Below are 20,443 nucleotides of genomic sequence, written 5' to 3'. Positions count from 1 at the left end.
TGACCATATTCAGAAAATATATCGTGAATAAAAATATTAAAAAGATCGCTATTGTTGGCCCGGAAAGTACGGGAAAATCTACTATATCTCAATCGCTGGCAAAATATTATAAAGTTTCATGGGTGCCAGAATATGCCCGCTATTACTGCGAAAACCTGGTTGCCGATTATACGCTGCAAGATGAAGTGAATATGTATTACGGGCAGGTAGCTTTGGAGGATGCTATTTTAGTAACTACCGAAAGCGATTTTATTATTTGTGATACGACTTTTATTACGGTAAAGATCTGGAGCGATGAAGTATTAGGCGAAACACCACAGGTAGTGCTGGATGCACTGCCTAAGCGACCGTACGACCTGTATCTGTTAATGGACATCGATTTACCCTGGCAGGATGATCCGCTGCGCGATTTCCCCGATAAGCGCGAATATTTTATGCAGGTTTGGCATAAGGAACTGAAAGCACTAAATGCGAATTATAAGGTAATTGGTGGATTGGGTGATGACAGGTTAGAAAATGCAATTAAGGCAGTAAATGAATTTCTTGTTGTATGATAAAACATACGTTAATTGATTAAATTGACGACTTTATTTTTGGCGTTATCAAAAGCTCAGTGCCACTTATTTCCAATTAATAATAAAGTGTTTTTTCTTTTTAGGAAACGGAGCGGCAGTGTTTCATAGATGCTGTAGCCCCGCCATTCGCTTTACTTCGTTGCACTACGTGTTCGCTACTGTCGGGTTTAGGTACAAGGGTTTGTTTTCCAGGCACCAGCCTAAGTAAAATAAACCCGATTGTCGGGAAGAGCTTCCGATCCTTAATCGGAACTCGTACCAAAAGCGGGGCTGAAATTGCCAAAAGCTCGGAACCGCTCATTTCCGATTAATAATAAAAATGGTTTTTTTAGGAAATGAAAGGGTAGTATTTCATGGGTACTGTAGTCCCGCCATTCGCTAATTCCGATGAAGGATCGAAACCGCTACTGTCGGGTTTATTGAACAAGGGTTTGCTACCGTGGTGCCTAAAACACGAAATGTTCCTACGGAACGAAAAAATAAAACATTTTTTTTCTACCTAGGAGTCGTCCCGTAGGAACGTTTGGTGATCATCCAGTAAATTTATACCTGCCTGGCCATTTAAACCCGATCAAAGCGGGATGCTGCCGATTTAAGCACTATTTTTGCTTTTTATGGTGTGCTTGCTTGTTTCACAGGTTTCGTCTGCAGCAGAAGCGGGACTGAAGATACCAAGCACACAGAACCTTCATTTTCTAAACCTAAAACTGCACCAAATTCGTTAAATAATACTATAGAGTTGTTATTTTTTTGCCCAATTAACCCAGAATACATCAAACAACACACTTATTGTTAAATATTTTCTACATTTGCACCATCATTAGGGGTGCCTTGTTTAAATAAACACAAAAACAGGCTGAGATCATACCCATTTTGAGGTGAAAGGTAGAAGGTAAAAAGGTAGAGGGGTAATGCCATTCAACCTTAAAACCCTCCAGCCATCAACCTCGAATGCACCTGATCCGGGTAATGCCGGCGTAGGGATTGGAGTTATGGAAGTTTAACTGAAAATCGGCAATGCCCCTTTTCCGATGGGTTTAACTAAAAACAATAAAATTGAAAAATTTACTTTTTGCAGCGCTTGTTGCAATGTTGCCTTTCTTTGCATCGGCACAGATTACTGTTACCGGTAAAGTAACAGATCAAAACCAGCAGCCACTTCCCGGCGCTACGGTTAAATTAAGAAACCAAAAAACCGCAGTTGTAAGTGATGCCTCAGGAAATTACAGCATCACTAACCTCGTTAATGGAAAATACACGATTGTGGTAAGTTATGTAGGCTATAAAACAATCGAAAAAGCTGTAGAACTTAAACAGCATACCACGCTAGATTTTAGCCTTTCGCCTCAAAATTTCCTGGCAGATGAGGTGATTGTTCGTGCAACACGGGCAACAGAAAAGTCGGCTACTACATACAAGAACATCAGCAAGGAAGAAATGCAACAGAATAACTTCGGACAAGATCTGCCTTTCATCCTTCAGAACACACCGGGAGTTGTAGTTAATTCTGATGCTGGTGCCGGCGTAGGCTACACAGGTATCCGTATCCGTGGTAGCGATAATAGCAGGATCAACGTAACGGTTAACGGTATTCCAATAAACGATAGTGAAAGCCAAGGTACGTTTTATGTAAACATGCCCGATTTTGCTTCATCTGTGGATAACATACAGATTCAGCGCGGTGTAGGTACTTCAACCAATGGTGCAGGTGCATTCGGTGCGAGTTTAAATATCCAGACAACTGCCAGCGAAACGGAGCCTTATGCTGAAGTAAACAGCACCTACGGCAGTTTCAATACCTGGAAAAACACCGTTAAGGTTGGAACAGGTTTGATTAACAACCGCTTTAGCTTTGATGGCCGTTTATCAAGAATCAGTTCTGATGGTTATGTAGACCGTGGTTCATCACTGCTTAAATCATATTTTCTCTCAGGTGCTTACCACGGCAATAAAGACCTGCTGCGCGTAAATGTTTTTTCAGGGAATGAGAAAACCTATCAATCATGGAACGGTATTCCGCAATCACGTTTGGAAAATGATGTGGTTGGAATGAATGCCTATATTGCCAGAAACGGATTAGGAGCAGAAGATGCCGCAAATCTTTTAAACTCGGGAAGAACTTACAACAGTTTCTTGTACAATAACCAAACGGATAACTATACACAGAACCATTACCAGTTAATTTATGCCAGACAGCTTTCTGATGCGTTTTCTTTTAACGGCGCTTTACACTATACTAAAGGCGAAGGTTATTATGAAGAATACAGGGCACAGGATGAACTGAAAAATTATGGATTAAATCCGGTTGTTATTCCGGGAGGAGCACCAGTTACCGAAACGGATTTAATCCGTAGACGGTGGTTAGATAACGATTTTTATGGTGTTACCTATGCCTTTAACTACGTGCCTCAAAAGAATTTAAACTTTACTTTGGGCGGTGCGTATAACGAATATAAAGGTGCCCATTTTGGGCAGGTAATTTGGGCACAATATGCTTCAAATGGGAATATAGACAGGCATTATTATGATAACGATGGTTTTAAAACCGATTTTAACGTTTATGGTAAAGTAAATTATAGCCCCGTAGAATCGTTAAGTTTATTTGCCGACCTACAGTACCGCCGGGTATATTTCGATGTTGCCGGAACGGAAAACAAACTAAACACTTTGGCTATTAACGAAACCTTGAATTTCTTTAACCCGAAATTTGGTGCAACCTATTTTATCAATCCACAGAGCAATGTTTATGCCTCATTTAGTGTGGCCAACAAAGAACCTAACCGCGATGACTATACAGATGCTGCTGTTGGTATTTCCCCAAAACCTGAGCGTTTGAATGACGTAGAGTTAGGTTACCGTTTTAAAAACGATAAATTTAATGTCGGTGCAAATGCTTATGGAATGTTTTATAAAAACCAATTGGTAGTTACTGGGAAAATAAATGATGTGGGCGGAAATTTCCGTCAGAATGTAGACAGAAGCTACCGTTTAGGGATTGAGGTAGATGGTTCTTATACCATCTCTTCTCAATTTGTATTAAACGCCAATGCCGCATTGAGCAGAAACAAAATCAAGGACTTTACCGAATATTATGATGATTATGATAATGGTGGACAGGTAGTAAACAACTACAAATTGACCGATATCTCCTATTCTCCAAATGCTGTTCTTTTTGGGGAGTTGGTTTACAAACCTGTTAGTGGTTTTGCTGTAGCCTTACAGGGCAAATATGTAAGCAAACAATACCTGGATAACACGCAGAACAACGATAGAACCATTAACGGCTACTGGGCAAGCAATGCACGTTTGGGCTACGACTTTAAATTTGCAGGTGTTAAAAACGTAAACCTGGGCTTATTGGTAAACAATGTTTTCGATAAGAAATACGAAAGCAATGGTTATACTTATGGCTACCAGGCAGGTGGAAGCAGGGTAACCGAAAATTTCTTTTACCCACAAGCGGGAACTAACTTTTTGCTAAGCTTGAATGTGAAATTTTAATCTGTTATTCAGCGTTGACAACTTTCCAGGCAAATCGCCTAAAAGTTGTCAACTCTGAATCATTAATTGTTGGCTCACTAAACAAGATCCTATTCAGATGGTCTGTGCGCCATATAACATGAAACTGAAAAAAGATTAAAGCTAAAACAGGATCGTCATTGCGGAATATACTTGCAATGGCGATTTTGTTTATATTGCCCTCCTGACCTTAGAATCAAATCATTCTTAAAAATCCTGTTCACCCAGTATGAAATATATAGAGAAGCTTCATTACATTACGCACGATATCCCCTATTTAAGCCATATCGAACAGGCACAACAGGCCTGCGAGGCAGGCGCAAAGTGGATTCAATACCGTTGCATGAGCAAGAGTGATGAAGAACTCTTACAGGAAATTAACGCGATAGCCGAAATCTGTGATGATTGGGGTACCACCTTAATCGTTACCGACCATGTTCATTTAAATGGAAAGGCCGATATACAGGGTTTTCATATAGAAAATATGGAAGCCGATTTTATCGCCCTTCGCAAACTGGTTGGCAATGATATTACCCTTGGAGGATCGGCAAATACAGTAGAAAATTTAATCAGACTTGCCCAAGAAGGAGCCGATTATGCGGGCTACGGTCCATTTGCAGAAACTGAAACCAAACCCAACAATTATACGCTTTTAGGTATCGAGGGCTATCAACAGGTAATAAAAGAATTGAAGGCTCAGTCTATCAATATTCCGGTGTTGGCTGTGGGTGGGATAAAAACCTACGATGTAGAAGCTTTAATGCAAACCGGTATTTATGGTATAGCTGTTTCTGGAGCCATTAATTTTGCTGATGATTTTATTGAAGCCTATCAAGATTTTTACACGTTAGTTAAAGAAAGCGCTGTTAATTAACATTTTATAATTTGAAGCCCACCAGATAATATTTAGTTTTGGATAAACCCTAACTAATATGTCTGAAAACGCTCTTCAAACCAATGCTCCCTGGAACAGTTATAAAAAAATCTCTTTCAGGTTTTTTTTCCTCCTCTTGTCTCTTTTCATCATCTTGAATAACAATGGAGCCTTTACGTTCCTATCAAGTGTACTGCAGTTACCAAACCTGGTATTGCACGATCTTATTCCCTGGTTCTCTAAACACATTATCCACTATAATTACGATTTTACAATTTACACCAATGGCAGTGGCGACACCTCTTATGATTGGGTATTGCTACTCTTTATATTTTTAGTATCGGTAATCGGTAGCATTATTTGGTCAGTTTTAGACCGCAAACGCAAAAGCTATAATTCTGCTTATTACTGGCTTGTAATACTGGTAAGATTTTATTTAGCCTTTACCCTGATATTATACGGCGCTATAAAAGTAATCAAACTCCAGTTTCCTGATCCTTCACTAATGAGGTTGCTTCAACCTTTCGGAAATGCATCGCCAATGGGTCTTGCATGGACCTTCCTTGGCTTTTCTAAAGGTTACAATATCTTTATGGGCATTATAGAAGTTTCTGCCATCATGCTTTTGTTCCGTAGAACGGTTGTTGTGGGTGCCTTTCTATCCTTAGCTGCAACAGCGCATGTAATGTCGATGAATTATTTTTTCGACGTTCCTGTAAAACTACTCTCAACCGCACTTGTGGTGATGTGTGTTTTTATTTTGGCCCCACATTTCTTGAAATTATATCGCTTCTTTATCAGGTATGAAAGCCAGCAGCTTGAAAAAATGTATCGTCCAAAGTTTAAAAAGAGATGGCTTTACTTTACGGCTTATGGTGCAAAATATCTATACATTACTGCTTCGCTGGTATTCTTGATATCATCATTAATTGAACAGCGAAAAACTTATGGTAGTGCGGCACCCAAACCATTTATGTATGGTATTTATAATGTTGAAAGTATGAAAGTTAAAGGTGAAACTTTAGCACCTTTAACTACTGATAGTACGCGATGGAAACAGATGATTATTAATTATTCAGGGTATGTAAGGATAAAGAAGATGAACGATAGTTCCGCTAATTTTACTACTGTTTTTGATCAGAAGAAAAAAGAATTGTTGCTAAAATCAACCGGTAAAGACTCCACTAAATATGTTTTAAACTATAATGTTATTGGGCAAGATAGGCTGATTCTTTCGGGCCTAACAGAGAAAGATTCCATATTGGTAAGTTTTAAGCGAAAAGATCTTAAAGATTTTAAGCTCATCAACAGGGGTTTCCATTGGGTGAGTGAATATCCGTACAATCGTTAATCATTTTTACCCCTAGCTGATTCTTCCTATACGGTACTTAAAGCGAAATTTCTATATTCGCAGTATGTCTTCACACCATATTGTAAAAGAAAAACAAGAGCCAGCTTTATACATCGATGAGCTTGGGAATTTTAATGAAGAGCTTTTGGGGCAACTGCTCGAATGGAGCCCAACGCTTTTGGTTAACGGAGAAAATTATGATAAAATTTTTTCTTTAGGTTTAAAGGTAGATGTGCTTGTAAACGGGAATGGACAGGAAACACAAGAGGATACAAAAGTAATTCAAGGCCCTGTTGATGCTTTAATGGTGGCTATTAATTATTTGTACGAAGAGAAATATCCCGCGGTAAATGTAATTGCAAAGAAATTTGATCTGGAGAAGTTTGCCGGATTTGAAGACAAAATTAATTTGGTGGTATTTACCGAAAGGGCAAAACATTATGCAATAAAATCGGGTTTTTCTGTTTGGAAACCTGCAGGAAGTGAATTCCTGATCCATGGCAACCGATATATCGAAGTAACTAACCTGGTGCAGAATGAAGAAGAAATTTTTACTGTAGTTAAAGATGGCTTTGTAGAATTTACCTTTTCAGGACAACCAATTTTTATTAGCGAACCAATATGATTACCCTCAGAAAAGCAAAAGAAGAAGATATAGAAATCATCAGGGCTATTGCTGCGGCAACCTGGCCATCAACCTACCTCGATATTATCGGGCAGGAACAGATTGATTACATGTTGGATAAAATGTACAACAAAGGGGAGCTCCTAAAGCAATTTATGGAAGGGCATATTTTCCTGATTGCAGAGGAAGGCGAAAATCAGTTCGGTTTTGCAGGATATTCTATTATAGGGCACGAAGAGCGTATTTACAAACTGCACAAGCTTTATGTGCTGCCATCTGCACATGGTAAAGGTGTGGGGAAAATCTTAATTAACGAGGTTTTTAACCAGGTAAAAGACGCCGGAGGAAGTGCTTTACAATTGAATGTGAACAAACATAATAAAGCCAAAGATTTTTACCTAAAAGGAGGTTTTACCATTAAAGAATCGGTAAAACTTGATATAGGCGAAGGTTACTTTATGGATGATTATGTAATGGAATATAAATTTTAATTTTTGTAATGATTTGGTCTGTGGGGACACAGATCAAGGGCGAGGTATAGTCGGATTGTCATTTCGACTGAAGCGCAGTCCCGAAGCTTCGGGAGAGAAATCTTTTAACATAGTCCAAAGATTTCTCCACTACGGTCGAAATGACGATAAATCACCCCCTAATTTTTCATCCTACCTTGTTCTGCTTCGGTACCCGTTGCACGGCGGCGCGCCGGTTTAATTTCGTTTTTACCAAAACGATAGGTAAAACTGATTCTACCAATTTGGGTTTCATTTTTTTGATGTACTGAGTAAGTTAAACCTGGATAGGCGCTTGATAAATTGTTTTCAGATATATTAAATACATCAGATAAGGCCAGTTTTAAACTTGCTTTTTTGTTGAAGAGTGATTTGCTTAAACCCGCATCCACGTAATAACGGGCTTTTAAACTTAAGGTACCGTAATCAAGCGGTGATTCGTAGCTGCCGTTTATCTCTGCAGTAAAACCATCCATAATGGTAAAGGTTTGTTGCGATTTAAATTGGAAAGAGGTTTTTCCGGTTTTTAAAGCGCTCCCGGCCAAATCCGGCGATTTGAAACTGAGGTAAAAAACATTTAAGTTATTATTGGTCTGCCACCATTTTGTAATCTGAACAGGTACGTTTAAATTGGCGTTGTAGCTAATGTTGGTGGCAATATTTGCATTGGTTTGATATAAAGATTGATTCGCTGCGTCGGGCAAAATTACCTCTGCAATTACATCGTTAATTCTGCTATAGCCAATTGAGAGCATGTATTTTTGCAATAGTGTATAACTAAGTTCAAAATTGTGTGTATACTGCGGATTTAAAAATGGATTTCCTTTACTATAGGTGAATTCATCTAAGTAATAAATAAAGGGATTTAAAGCATCGTAACTTGGGCGGTCTATCCTTCTGCTATAAGAAAAGCCCAACTGATTGTTTTTTGAGAGCGTTTGTTGAACAAATAATGTTGGAAAGAAATCCCAGTAATTTCGTTCTACAACTGTGTTTTTGGTAATCAGATTTCCTTTCGAATTGGTTTGCTCAACCCTTAAGCCAATTTGTACGCTGGTATTTTTAAACTGCTTGTTTATATTGGTATAAGCCGCATTTACATTTTCATCGTATACGAACTGATTGCTTCGTTTTACATCGTTCTGCCAGGCATTGCTTACCAACTCTTCCGCCTGAAGGTCGTTATCGGTTTTAACCCAGCTGCTTTTAATCCCGGCTTCAAGTTTAACGGTTTTGTTTAACGAGACGTTATAGTCGACTTTAAATGCTTTGATATCAATTATCGATGGCGTGTTATTCCGGGTATACCTGATCGGGCGGATGCTGTTTCCATTGGGAAACCGATAATCGTTCTCATAATTAGAACCATCGTTTCCTTTGTATTTGGAATAATCTACATCTGCCGAGATTTCTGAACCCGCGGTATCCAGAACAGACTTATAATTTAAGTTATAAGAAACATTATTGTATTTGTTTGCCTGCAATGAATTGGTTATCAGGCTCGAATCTACCTGGTTAAAAGATGGGCCAATTAAAGTGTTGTTTCCCGCAGTTTCATTTCCATGGTTAAAATAGCCATTTACCAATATACCAATGGTGTTTTTCTTATCGATAAAGTAATCTAAACCTGCTTTAAGGTTATTGTTATATTGTTTTCTTTTGCTTTCACCTACCTGCATAAAGTAAATATCGGGTGTACCATTCGAAATCCGGTCGATAGCGATCAGGTTATCACGCTCAAACTTACCATAGTTGTAGTTACCAAAAAGATTAAGTTTCTGTGTACGGTGGTTCAGGTTTAAACCCGCATTTGCCCTTAGGTTTTTACCATATCCTAAAGATCCGTTTATACTGCCGTTTGTTCCGCCGTTTTTGTTTTTCTTCGTTTTGATGTTGATAATTCCTGAGTTTCCTGAAGCATCGTATTTTGAAGACGGATTAGTAATCAGTTCAATGCTCTCAATCTCTGAGCTCTGCATGTTACGCAGTAGGTTCGCCACATCGGCACTGCTCATATAGGTCTGTTTTCCATCCAGTTGAATTAGCACGCCTTGTTTACCCATCATCGAGATCTTATCATTCTGATCTACCGTTACACCTGGTGCTTTTTGCAAAACTTCCAGCGCAGTAGAACCTGTCATAACCGAACTGTTGGAAACATTCATCACGATCTTATCCATTTTTCTTTCGATTAATGGTTTAGTTACAGCTACATTCACTTCTTTTAAGTTTTGAGTGCTTGCAGTGAGCTGGGCCGTTCCGAAATCTACCTTTTGATTATCTTCTGTTAAAACGATGGTTTTACTTTTAAGCGTTTTATAACCCATATTACTGGCTTTATAAAAATAACTCCCCTTACCCGAAACATTAAAATTAAATGCTCCATTTGCATCGGTAAATGCCGTTTTAACTACGCTCGAATCGGATGCTTTAAAGAGCACAACGGTAACATAATCTGCAGGTTTTTTGGCTTCATCTAAAATTACCCCACTAATGTTTGGTTTAGGATTTGTTTGCGCAAAACCCGCCGTAACGGTAAAAAGGAAAGTAACGATAAGTAATATTCTGTATAATGTTTTCATTTTTAGGTGTTTATTCTTAAAAAAATAGGCAAAAAGATTTCTATACCGCATGTGCATGCGCTTTCAATTTAATTGCTTGCTTATTTTAAAGTTTAGCCCGGAAACGAAAGGTTTCCGCTTGTTTAGTTATAGGTAAGACGACCGTTTTTTAAAAAGGTTACAGGGAAAGTGAAAAAGTCCGGAGTCTGGTTATTTCCATTGATCATATTCAAATACTGCGCAAAACAATACATCTGCTATTTCAAACGCTACCTTTCCTGTTTTATGGTTTTAGTTTTGCTATTATTGCTAGAAGTTTGATGAAAATTAGACTTAACATTATGAAAAAGACAATCTTCATATTTCTCAGCCTCATTGTTGCGGTATCTACCGTAAATGCACAAAAAGGCATCAACTTTAATCTTATTTATGCTGCTGGCGGGAAAATGCTCATGTGTGTTGACAGCTCAGCTAAAAATGTTGTATACTCACTGGGATTTCCAAACCAACCCTATACATCCTTTAATTATTTGCCCGAAGTAAACAATGTAAGTATCTCGATTAATTTTAGAAAGAATATTAGTGTACAACACTATCGGTACACCATTTTAGTAGACAATAAACCAATTGTGCTAAATAAGTCGATCGACATGTCGCAACTGAAAGATACCCATGCAGGAGGGGATGAAGAAATATTCCGTTCTACAACTTTTGGTATCTTCCCTATAAAAGATAAAATCATTACAATAATAACTTATGACATCAAAAAGCCACAGGATGTTTACAAAAATATTTTTTACGGAAAACCAATTCCGAGAGCAAAGATCTTATCTTTTTCAAAGCGTTTCAAAACTGACCAAGGCGTTGATTACAAATGGATCATCAATCCAAAAGACAGAACAAGAATTGCTTTAACCGAAAAGGAAGATGAGCTAACCATTGTTAAGGACATATCAGATATTGATTATCTCTACTACACCACGATAAAAGACAAGCAAACCAATAAAATAATTTTTGAATCCACTATTTGGCGATATGGCGGCATAATTAGTAAAGAACATGAGCCTTTACCTGATATAAATATTGACAAAACTATTTTTAAAAAGTCAGGAGATTATGAAATTATCATTCAGCCGCGAATTAAATGGACTGTTTCGCCAAAGGAAATAGAAAAATATATTACCAGATATACACTTTCAGTCACTTTAGCTGAAGAAAATTATACCAAAAAAGAATTTTTTATTTATACGCTTATTGTAGCTTTTGCTATTGGATTAGTATTTCTTATTGTCCTTTACTTCGTCAAAAAAAGAAATAAGAAAAAGATTGTGGAACAGGAGCAGCAAAAAAACACGGCAAAACTTCAACTTAACTCCATCCGTGCGCAATTAAACCCTCATTTTCTGTTTAACGCACTCTCTGGCATTCAAAACTTGATGAATAAGAATGAAATAGACAATGCCAATAAATACCTGTCTAAGTTTGCCCGCTTAACCCGTAACGTACTTGATGATAAAGAACTGATTAGTTTATCACAGGAAAAAACGCTACTAGACGATTACCTGCAAATGGAGCAATTGCGGTTTGGCTTTAAGTACGAAATTAACTGTTCCGAAAACTTAGATTTGGATAACGTAGAAATACCCAGCATGCTGCTACAACCTTTTGTAGAAAATGCGGTGAAGCACGGCATATCGAAAAAAGCAACCGACGGAAAAATTGTAATCACATTTACCAAGCAGGCAAATGATTTGGTGTTAACTGTTATCGATAATGGAAATGGATTTGACACAGAAAAAAAGAACAATGGTTTAGGTCTTCAATTAAGTAACAGTAGAATAGCACTCTTAAATAGTATTTATAAGGAAAATCGCTTTACTTTAGCTATACAGCCAAGCACAAACGGCAGTAAAATAAGCTTAACATTAACCGATTGGCTATAACATTATAATGAAGGCAATTTTAATAGACGACGAAATTTCCAACTTACAAAACCTGCGGACTTTGTTAGAAAAGCACTGTCCGCAGGTAACTATAATGGCAACAGCGCAAAATATTAATGATGCGGTTAATATTATTGAAAAATATTCACCTGATTTGGTATTTCTGGATATTCAAATGGGCAAGCAAACAGGTTTTGATGTACTAAAGCTGCTTCCAACCCGTAATTTCGAAGTTATTTTTGTTACCGCATACGATCAATATGGGATACAAGCAGTAAAATTTGCCGCCTTAGATTATCTTTTAAAACCCGTTGATATTGAAGAATTGATAAAGGCAGTAAATAAAGCCGAACATAAACTGGCAACACAAATACAAAATCTACAGCTTGATTTTTTACTGCAACAATTAAAAAAGCCTGAAACGAATGTTAGCAAGATTGCCCTACAGATGCAAAGCGAAATAAGATATGTTGCTTTATCAGAAATTATACGTTGCGAGGCAGACAATACTTATACCCGCTTTTTTCTTTCAAGTAATGAAAAAATTTTGGTTTCCAAATCACTTAAAGAATATGCAGATTTACTGCGCCCCAGCGGATTCTTAAGAACTCACCAAAGCCATTTAGTAAATCCAAAATATGTAAAAAGCTGGCTAAAAGAAGACGGTGGTATTTTACTATTAAGCTCTGGGGAAAAGATACCCGTTTCTAAGCCCAACAAAGACAGTGTAAAACAAGCCTTGCAGCAGCTCTAGGAGAATAAAAGCCTTTATTATTAACCAGTTTCAGCAGTAAACCTAATTTATAAAGAAAAAAGCCGCAGATAAACAAGCTTACGCATGCATATCTATGGCCTTTTAATTCCTAAGTAAAAAATCTTTTATTTCACGCCAAGTACATCAACACCTTGTTCGAAAACAACATCAACCGGAATATTCTTTTTGGTTAACCGGTCCAGATCTGTCTGAAGTTCTGTATGAATAACCGCTTTTTCCTTTTGTGCTTTTTCTACCGCAGCTTTGTCGCCGTTACCCTGAAGGGTAAGAATGAATGCGCTTAAATCGTTCATGGCAGTTGCAAATTTTTCGAAGTTTACTTTATAAGTGCCTTTAGCGGTACGCTCAAAAGCACCTTTCTCCTGAAAATAATTAAAGCATTGCATATTGGCTTTTCCATGCGCTTCAGAAATACCGAAGCGAACAGAACGTAAAATACCAGCCATAAATGTGGTGTAATAATCTTTTATGTCACCTTTCAACTCCCCCTTTTTAAGTAAGCCTGTTACCATATACAAGCCTAAAATATCGGCTTTGCCTTCTTCCAACCAGCTATACTGTTCTTTTAATGCCGCACGTACAAAACCTTTTCCGGTAATGGTTTTTTTAATGCCTAAACCATGAGCTACTTCGTGAAACATTACGTTTGCAAAAAAAGCATCAAATTTAATGTATTGTTGCTGATCGGCTTCAATTAATTCTTTTGAAATCGGTACCAGGATCTTATCAAATTTCGCCTGCATAGCATTTTTCAACTGCGAACGGCGTGTACCTTTTTCCTGTTGAATTTTTTCGTCGTTCGGAAGATTAACGGCAATGGTTTTCGATCCGGCATTACAGTCCCCTGCATAATAAACCACATCATATGCATTTAACTCAGAGTCGGTTCCAGGTGTTTCGGTTTTGTATTTCGCCGCTACCGGCAGGTTTTTCTGTAATTCAGGAAGCATTTTTACATACTTTGCCAAGCGCTTGCTCCACTCTTTATCTTTGATTAAAACATAAGCTTCGTAACTGGTACGGGCATTAAACAGTTTATCCTCGTAATTTTCGATCGGGCCGATAATAATGTCCAAACCATTGGTTTTCATATCTAACCAGGCATAATCACTTGCGGTAAAATTATCCGTTACCAACGCATCGGCCCTTAAGTTTAAATATTTTTTTAAACCGGCATCTTCAGCAATTAAAGCGGCCTGTTTTAATAACGAGCTTGCTTTTTGTAATTCTGAAGCAAATAATACGTGATAGGGTACAGTTGATAATTTGCCAGTACTGTCTTTTTGAATAACCGAATATGCGCCAAACTTATCAGCAAGGTCCGATTGCTCTATGGCTTCTTTTGTAATACCGTACGGATAAAAAAATGCGCCCTCTGGTTTGGCGCCAACACCTTCAACAAAAGGTTTATCATTATTTAGTCTATCCCAGGGACCATAATTGATGTTAACAAATTCGCGTGTTTTTTCATCTTTAATAGTAGCGAGTAAGCTATCTCTTTGTGGGTAGGCTTGCTTCCAATATAATTGATCCATAATTTCTGCTGCCTGAATTAATAAAGGCAAAATTTTACGGTCGTTAACACTTAACTCGTTTATATTAGTGGTTAATTTTACCCTTTCGTAAATAGGCAGGCGTTGTGCAACATAATTGGTCAGACTATCTTTTTCTACTACTACAGCCTTTTCATCTTTAGATTTATTATTGCCGGTACAAGACGATAAGGCGCCTACAGAAATAGCTACTACCGATAAAAACAGGGTTGATTTGTATAAATTCTTCATATTAAAGTATATGGCTGCTAAATTAGTAAAATTTGAAAGCTTTGTATAAAGTTTGATGCATTGGGTGAAGTTTAAGATAACTTTGTAACTTCAACTTGCTAACCGTTCATACCATGTTATTTTCCAAGTCATCGAAATTATTATCTATTTCCGCTTTTTCTCTTGTCCTTATTTTATCTGCCTGCGGAAGCAGCAAATATGCTGCAACGGAAAAAATCTATAAAGAAAAGGCAAAGGATTTTTCGAAAATAATCAATGCCACGCCACCAGCTGGTCAACTTTACGATTCATTAGGAGCAACAAACCAGGAATGGATTGGTTCTGTAAATTTTGGGATACGTAAACCGAATTTTGTGGTGATCCATCATACGGCGCAAGATAGTTTGGCACAGACCATAAAGACATTTTTCTCCACTAAGGCAGGTACAAGTGCCCATTATGTGATCAGCCGCGATGGTAAAGTAGTGCATATGGTGAATGACTATTTAAGAGCAAACCATGCTGGCGTGAGTAAATGGGGGAAAGATACCGACTTAAACTCTTCATCGATAGGAATTGAACTGGACAACAATGGCTTGACTGACCCATGGCCTGATGCACAGATCAATAGCCTGCTAAAGTTGTTGGCCACTTTAAAGAAAACCTATGGTATCCCGACAGCGAATTTTATCGGTCATGCCGATATAGCGCCTAAGCGTAAAAATGATCCTAAAAATTTCCCCTGGAAAAAACTGGCGGATAAAGGCTTTGGCTATTGGTATGATGATGTGCTGAAAAACCCTCCGGTAGATTTTAATACCGAAATGGCCTTAAAATATATTGGTTACGATACCAGTAATCTATCTGCAGCAATCACCGCTTTTAAAATCCATTTTATCCAGAGTGATATTACACCAACTTTAACACCGGTAGACATATTGGTTTTGTATAATGTATATGCGAAGTATTAAGTGGAGGGATTTGGCGTAGATTACACTCATGCCGTCATCCTGAACTGGTTTCAGGATCTTTAAAAGTGGAATAAGCCCGAAGTTTATAGTGCAAAAAACAAATGCTAATATTTACTAGCCCATATTCTCTTCTCAGGCATTGGAATACAAATTGTAAAAAAAACACGGATAAATCTGTGTTCATCCGTGTTTATCTGTGGTTTAAAAACGCTAATTAATTTGGCTTTTTAAATGTATCTTTCAGTGTTACTGTTCTATTGAAAACCAATTTATCTGCAGTAGAATCTCTATCTAAACAGAAATAACCTTTACGGATAAATTGATAACGGCTTTCCAGATCTGCATCTGCCAGGGCTGGCTCGATATAAACGTTAGGTAAAACCGTTAAGCTTTCAGGGTTTAGGTAATCTTTAAAATCTCCTTCTTCAGCATCTGGTGTTTCAGAAGTAAACAACCGGTCGTACAAACGGATTTCGGCAGTTTTGGCATGTGGAGCACTTACCCAATGGATGGTTCCTTTAACATTTATGCCGCTGGTATCATTCCCACTTTTTGATTCAGGGATGTAAGTACAATGAATTTCGGTAACGTTTCCGTTTTCATCTTTCACAAAATCTTCACATTTAACAATGTAGGCAAATTTTAAGCGGACCATTGCACCGGGTGCCAGACGGAACCATTTTTTTGCGGGTACTTCCATAAAATCGTCACGTTCTATCCAAAGTTCGTTGCTGAAAGGGATCACACGTGTGCCACCACCATCTTCAGCCTCTGGATTGTTTTCGCCGATTAAATCTTCTGTTCCTTTTTCGTAATTTGTAATCACTAGTTTAATCGGATCTAAAACCGCCATTACACGGTTAGCCGTTTTATTTAAATCTTCGCGGATACAAAATTCCAGTAAACTTAGCTCAATTAAATTTTCGCGTTTGGCAATACCAATACGTTCGCAAAATTCGCGTACGCTCTTCGGTGTAAAACCTCTCCTACGCAAACCACTAATTGTAGGCATGCGCGGATCGTCCCATCCATTTACTAAGTTTTCGTTAACCAGTTGAAGTAACTTACGTTTACTCATTACCGTGCTGGTAAGGTTTAAACGGGCAAATTCATATTGTTTCGAAGGAAAAATCTCTAGTTTTTCGATAAACCAATCGTACAGTTCGCGATGTGAAACATATTCTAATGTACAGATAGAGTGCGTGATGTTTTCGATACTGTCGCTTTGGCCGTGAGCAAAATCGTACATCGGATAAATGCACCATTTGTTACCGGTACGGTGATGTTCGGCATGTTTGATGCGATAGATAATCGGATCGCGCATTAACATATTCGGACTGGCCATGTCGATTTTTGCTCTCAAAATATAAGCGCCATCGGCAAATTCGCCATTTTTCATTTTCGTGAAAATGTCTAAATTTTCTTCAATGCTGCGGTTACGGTATGGGCTATCCTGTCCTGGTTCTGTTGGCGTGCCTTTTAAAGCTGCAATTTCATCTGCAGAACTCTCGTCAACATAAGCCAAACCTTTTTCGATCAGTTTAACGGCAAAACCATACAGCTCATCAAAATAATCTGAGGCATATAATTCATTTTTCCAGTTAAAACCCAACCATCTGATATCTTCTTGCTGACTGTTTACATATTCTGTTTTTTCTGTTACCGGATTGGTATCGTCAAAACGCAGATTGGTATAGCCTCCGTATTTTTGTGTTAGTCCGAAATTTAAGCATATTGCTTTCGCGTGGCCGATGTGTAAATAACCATTAGGTTCTGGCGGGAAACGCGTAACCAAAGTTTCATACTTACCACTATTTAAGTCGTTCTCAACAATTTCTTCAATAAAGTTCAATGACTTCTCTTCACTCATAAAAACCTGTAAATTAGGAATGCAAATGTAAAAAGATTGAGCGGATTTATACAATGATTATAGGTTTATTAGCCCATAGTTGATAGCCGATAGCTTAAGCGTGCATTAATTACGATTAAAATACAGATAAACAGTGATTGAATAGTAAAATGACTGAATCATTGAATGGAAGAATTGGCTCATTCAGTAAAAATAACCATGGCTAATATCAATACTTTGCACTAATTAGCAAAGGCAGGCTCATTGCATGTTCCATCAACTATTACTTACATTGCTTAATAAATTCTATACATTTACGTCAACTTAATATTCATTTATGAGCAAAGTATTAAATCGGCCTATCCGCGTTTTAGTAGCTAAAGTTGGATTGGATGGCCACGACAGAGGGGCTAAAGTAATCGCAACTTCCTTACGGGATGCAGGCATGGAAGTAATTTATACCGGTTTACGCCAAACACCAGAAATGGTGGTAAACACAGCGCTTCAGGAGGATGTTGATGCCATCGGGATTTCCATCCTATCGGGCGCACACATGACGGTTTTTCCAAAGATTATTCATTTTATGAAAGAAAAACAGTTAGATGATGTGTTGTTAACCGGCGGAGGGATTATCCCGGAAACTGATCGGTTAAAACTGGCAGATATGGGTGTTGGGGAGCTATTTCCTCCAGGTACAACAATGGCAAGTATTGTAGAATATATTCAGAATTGGGTTACAGAAAATAGAAATTTTTAAGTTATGGCATACCAGAATTTAATCTCAGAGATAAAAGAAAACATTTTATACGTTACCATCAACCGTGAAAAAGCGCTGAATGCTTTAAACAAAGATACTTTGGCTGAACTGGCAGATGTAATTGCTTTCGCAGGTAAAACCGACGAAGTAAGAGGCGTTATCTTAACCGGAGCAGGCGAAAAAGCCTTTGTTGCAGGAGCTGATATTAAAGAGTTTTCTGATTATAGTGGTAAACAGGGAGAAGAATTAGCAAAACGTGGTCATGATCTGGTTTTTAATGCCATTGAAAATTCTTCAAAGCCATTTATTGCAGCAATTAATGGATTTGCTTTGGGTGGAGGACTGGAGTTGGCCATGGCCTGCCACATACGCATCGCATCAGATCATGCGAAATTAGGTTTACCTGAAGTTACGTTAGGTTTAATTCCCGGTTATGGCGGTACCCAGCGCCTTACACAGTTGGTTGGAAAAGGTAAAGCAATAGAAATGATTACGACTGCTAATATGATTACAGCTTCGGATGCAGAAAAAATAGGACTTGTAAACTATGTTGTTCCACAGCCAGATCTAATTAACAAGGCTGAAGAGCTGCTGAATGTTATTAAGCAACGTGCACCACTGGCTGTTTCGGCAGCAATAAAATCTGTAATTGCAGCTGTAAATAACAGCAATGGTTACGCTACCGAAATTGAAGAATTTGGCAAATGCTTCGAAACTGCCGATTTTAAAGAGGGCGTAACTGCATTTGTTGAAAAGAGAAAAGCAAATTTTTCTGGAAAATAGCATGCCCGTGTAGTATTAATCCGATATATGGTGTAACGAAAGTGTTGCAAAAATTTTTCAATGCAATTTATTTTGAGTAATTATGTTAATTAATTATTAACCCTCATGTGTTTATCACTACATATGGGTTTTTATAATAATAACGCTACTCATGAAAAAGATACTCATTGTTGACGATGAAATTAGCATCGGTTTATTGCTCTGCAAGTTTTTAACTAAAAATGGATTTGAAGTTTCGAATGTAACAACTGGTAGAACGGTTTTACAAATTCTTGAAAAAGAGAGATTCGATTTGGTATTATGCGATTATCGTTTGGATGATACGGACGGGAAAGAGATTTTAATCCACGTTAAAGAAAACTATCCGGCTACCAGTGTGATTATTATTACAGGTTATTCGGATATTAAGCTTGCCGTAGAATTGATAAAACTAGGGGCTTACGATTATATTGTTAAACCGCTCTACCCGGATGAAATTTTAAATACCATAAATAAAGCCCTTGAAACGCAAGAGGCTTTAAAATCACCTAAAAATTTTGAACGCGCTGATAGTAATGTTATTTCCGATTTTCTAAATGGTCCGGAATATATAAATGGAGAGAGCGATGCATCGGCACTTTTACTGAAACAAATCCAACTCATAGCACGAACAGGGTACACCGTCATTTTAACGAGGCAAAGTGGAACAGGGAAAGAATGTGTTGCTAAAACCATTCACCAAAATAGTTCGCGTAGCAGAGAACCTTTCATCGCCATGGATTGTGGTTCTTTAACAAAAGAATTAGCCGCCAGTGAATTTTTTGGACACGAGAAAGGGGCATTTACCGGAGCAGCCTTCACTAAAATCGGTCACTTTGAGCAAGCTAATGGCGGTACATTATTTCTTGATGAGATCGGTAATTTATCATATGAGATCCAGGCAACTTTACTCAGGGCCGTTCAAGAACGGAAAATAAAGCGGATTGGAAGTACGAAGGAGATTGATCTGGATGTGCGGCTTATTGTAGCTACAAATGAAAATTTAGTGGAAGGGATTCAAAAGGGTATATTCAGGGAAGATTTATATCACCGTTTTAATGAATTTTCTATACATGTTCCATCACTGAAACACCGGGATAATGATATCCTTATCTTTGCTGAACGTTTTCTGGCCGCAGTAAACAAAGAGTTGAACAAAAAGATTAAAGGCTTTTCTGATGAAGCGATGAAATGTTTATTAGCATACAATTGGCCAGGTAATGTACGTGAGCTAAAGAATGTTATCAGACGGATTGCTTTATTAACCGATGGTGATCGCATAGAAACGCATGTTTTACCATTGGAGCTTAGAATGACTGATTATCCTAAGACACAGCATGAAAAAAAAGCGCTTCCTTTGCAGCTAAAATTAAATAATGATCAATCACTTAATTTGCGAAATACGGCTAAAGAAGCCGAATATATGGCTATTTTAGAAGTGCTAAAAGCGGTTAATTTCAACAAAACCAAGGCGGCAAAAATATTAAATATCGACAGAAAAACACTTTACAATAAAATCAAATTTATCGAGGTTGATGATGGGATATAAATTTTAAATATAGAAAACAAA

The 20,443-nt window shown here is 37.8% G+C and carries 15 protein-coding genes; 12 read left to right on the top strand and 3 right to left on the bottom strand.

Annotated features, from left to right (window positions below; translation table 11 throughout):
• The first annotated feature begins 23 nt into the window (after positions 1–23).
• From ACTJKN_RS20455 to ACTJKN_RS20430, 6 genes are all read left to right on the top strand, one after another.
• Complete coding sequence (locus tag ACTJKN_RS20455; protein ID WP_440827596.1) at positions 24–554, top strand: AAA family ATPase; 531 nt, start codon at positions 24–26, stop codon at positions 552–554.
• Positions 555–1,631: 1,077 nt separating this feature from the next.
• Positions 1,632–4,076, top strand: a complete 2,445-nt coding sequence (locus tag ACTJKN_RS20450; protein WP_440827595.1) for a TonB-dependent receptor — start codon at positions 1,632–1,634, stop codon at positions 4,074–4,076.
• Positions 4,077–4,323: 247 nt separating this feature from the next.
• Positions 4,324–4,968, top strand: coding sequence for a thiamine phosphate synthase (locus tag ACTJKN_RS20445; RefSeq protein ID WP_440827594.1), 645 nt, complete (start codon positions 4,324–4,326; stop codon positions 4,966–4,968).
• A 58-nt stretch (positions 4,969–5,026) separates the two neighbouring features.
• Positions 5,027–6,319 carry a hypothetical protein gene (locus tag ACTJKN_RS20440; RefSeq protein ID WP_440827593.1) on the top strand — a complete coding sequence of 431 codons (1,293 nt, stop codon included), beginning with the start codon at positions 5,027–5,029 and terminating at the stop codon, positions 6,317–6,319.
• A gap of 64 nt (positions 6,320–6,383) precedes the next feature.
• On the top strand, positions 6,384–6,944 hold the full coding sequence (locus ACTJKN_RS20435; protein ID WP_440827592.1) for a thiamine pyrophosphokinase: 561 nt from the start codon (positions 6,384–6,386) through the stop codon (positions 6,942–6,944).
• The gene (locus ACTJKN_RS20430) at positions 6,941–7,435 is read left to right on the top strand and encodes a GNAT family N-acetyltransferase (RefSeq protein WP_440827591.1); all 495 of its coding nucleotides are present in this window, start codon (positions 6,941–6,943) and stop codon (positions 7,433–7,435) included. Before ACTJKN_RS20435 ends, ACTJKN_RS20430 begins: the two co-directional genes overlap by 4 nt.
• 158 nt (positions 7,436–7,593) lie before the next feature.
• Here ACTJKN_RS20430 and ACTJKN_RS20425 read toward each other — a convergent pair whose 3' ends face one another.
• Positions 7,594–10,035: an outer membrane beta-barrel protein gene (locus ACTJKN_RS20425; protein WP_440827590.1), complete on the bottom strand. Its 2,442-nt coding sequence runs from the start codon at positions 10,033–10,035 to the stop codon at positions 7,594–7,596.
• Between the two features lie 320 nt (positions 10,036–10,355).
• Here ACTJKN_RS20425 and ACTJKN_RS20420 point away from each other — a divergent pair, with 320 nt between their 5' ends.
• Both ACTJKN_RS20420 and ACTJKN_RS20415 read left to right on the top strand, forming a co-directional pair.
• Positions 10,356–11,957, top strand: coding sequence for a sensor histidine kinase (locus tag ACTJKN_RS20420; protein WP_440827589.1), 1,602 nt, complete (start codon positions 10,356–10,358; stop codon positions 11,955–11,957).
• A gap of 7 nt (positions 11,958–11,964) precedes the next feature.
• Positions 11,965–12,711, top strand: a complete 747-nt coding sequence (locus ACTJKN_RS20415) for a LytR/AlgR family response regulator transcription factor (RefSeq protein WP_440827588.1) — start codon at positions 11,965–11,967, stop codon at positions 12,709–12,711.
• Between the two features lie 125 nt (positions 12,712–12,836).
• Here ACTJKN_RS20415 and ACTJKN_RS20410 read toward each other — a convergent pair whose 3' ends face one another.
• Entirely contained in the window at positions 12,837–14,516 is a 1,680-nt protein-coding gene (locus ACTJKN_RS20410; protein WP_440827587.1) for a dipeptidyl-peptidase 3 family protein, read from the bottom strand.
• Between the two features lie 113 nt (positions 14,517–14,629).
• Here ACTJKN_RS20410 and ACTJKN_RS20405 point away from each other — a divergent pair, with 113 nt between their 5' ends.
• Positions 14,630–15,466, top strand: a complete 837-nt coding sequence (locus tag ACTJKN_RS20405; RefSeq protein ID WP_440827586.1) for an N-acetylmuramoyl-L-alanine amidase — start codon at positions 14,630–14,632, stop codon at positions 15,464–15,466.
• 214 nt (positions 15,467–15,680) lie between these two features.
• On the opposite strand, the gene ACTJKN_RS20400 is transcribed toward ACTJKN_RS20405, so the two are convergent.
• Positions 15,681–17,336: a glutamine--tRNA ligase/YqeY domain fusion protein gene (locus tag ACTJKN_RS20400; protein ID WP_440827585.1), complete on the bottom strand. Its 1,656-nt coding sequence runs from the start codon at positions 17,334–17,336 to the stop codon at positions 15,681–15,683.
• A 316-nt stretch (positions 17,337–17,652) separates the two neighbouring features.
• Between ACTJKN_RS20400 and ACTJKN_RS20395 the strand changes: the two genes are divergently transcribed.
• The 3 genes from ACTJKN_RS20395 to ACTJKN_RS20385 all read left to right on the top strand — a co-directional run bounded on the left by ACTJKN_RS20395 (position 17,653) and on the right by ACTJKN_RS20385 (position 20,422).
• Complete coding sequence (locus ACTJKN_RS20395) at positions 17,653–18,072, top strand: cobalamin B12-binding domain-containing protein (RefSeq protein ID WP_440827584.1); 420 nt, start codon at positions 17,653–17,655, stop codon at positions 18,070–18,072.
• A 3-nt stretch (positions 18,073–18,075) separates the two neighbouring features.
• On the top strand, positions 18,076–18,855 hold the full coding sequence (locus ACTJKN_RS20390) for an enoyl-CoA hydratase/isomerase family protein (protein ID WP_440827583.1): 780 nt from the start codon (positions 18,076–18,078) through the stop codon (positions 18,853–18,855).
• 151 nt (positions 18,856–19,006) lie between these two features.
• A complete protein-coding gene (locus ACTJKN_RS20385; RefSeq protein WP_440827582.1) occupies positions 19,007–20,422 on the top strand; it encodes a sigma-54-dependent transcriptional regulator in 1,416 nt (471 codons plus the stop codon).
• Positions 20,423–20,443 lie beyond the last annotated feature (21 nt).

Origin of the sequence: Pedobacter sp. 22163, assembly GCF_052045595.1 — a bacterium.
Classification (GTDB): domain Bacteria; phylum Bacteroidota; class Bacteroidia; order Sphingobacteriales; family Sphingobacteriaceae; genus Pedobacter.
The sequence above is the reverse complement of the archived record's forward strand: the minus strand, read 5'-3'. Positions and strand labels throughout refer to the sequence as shown.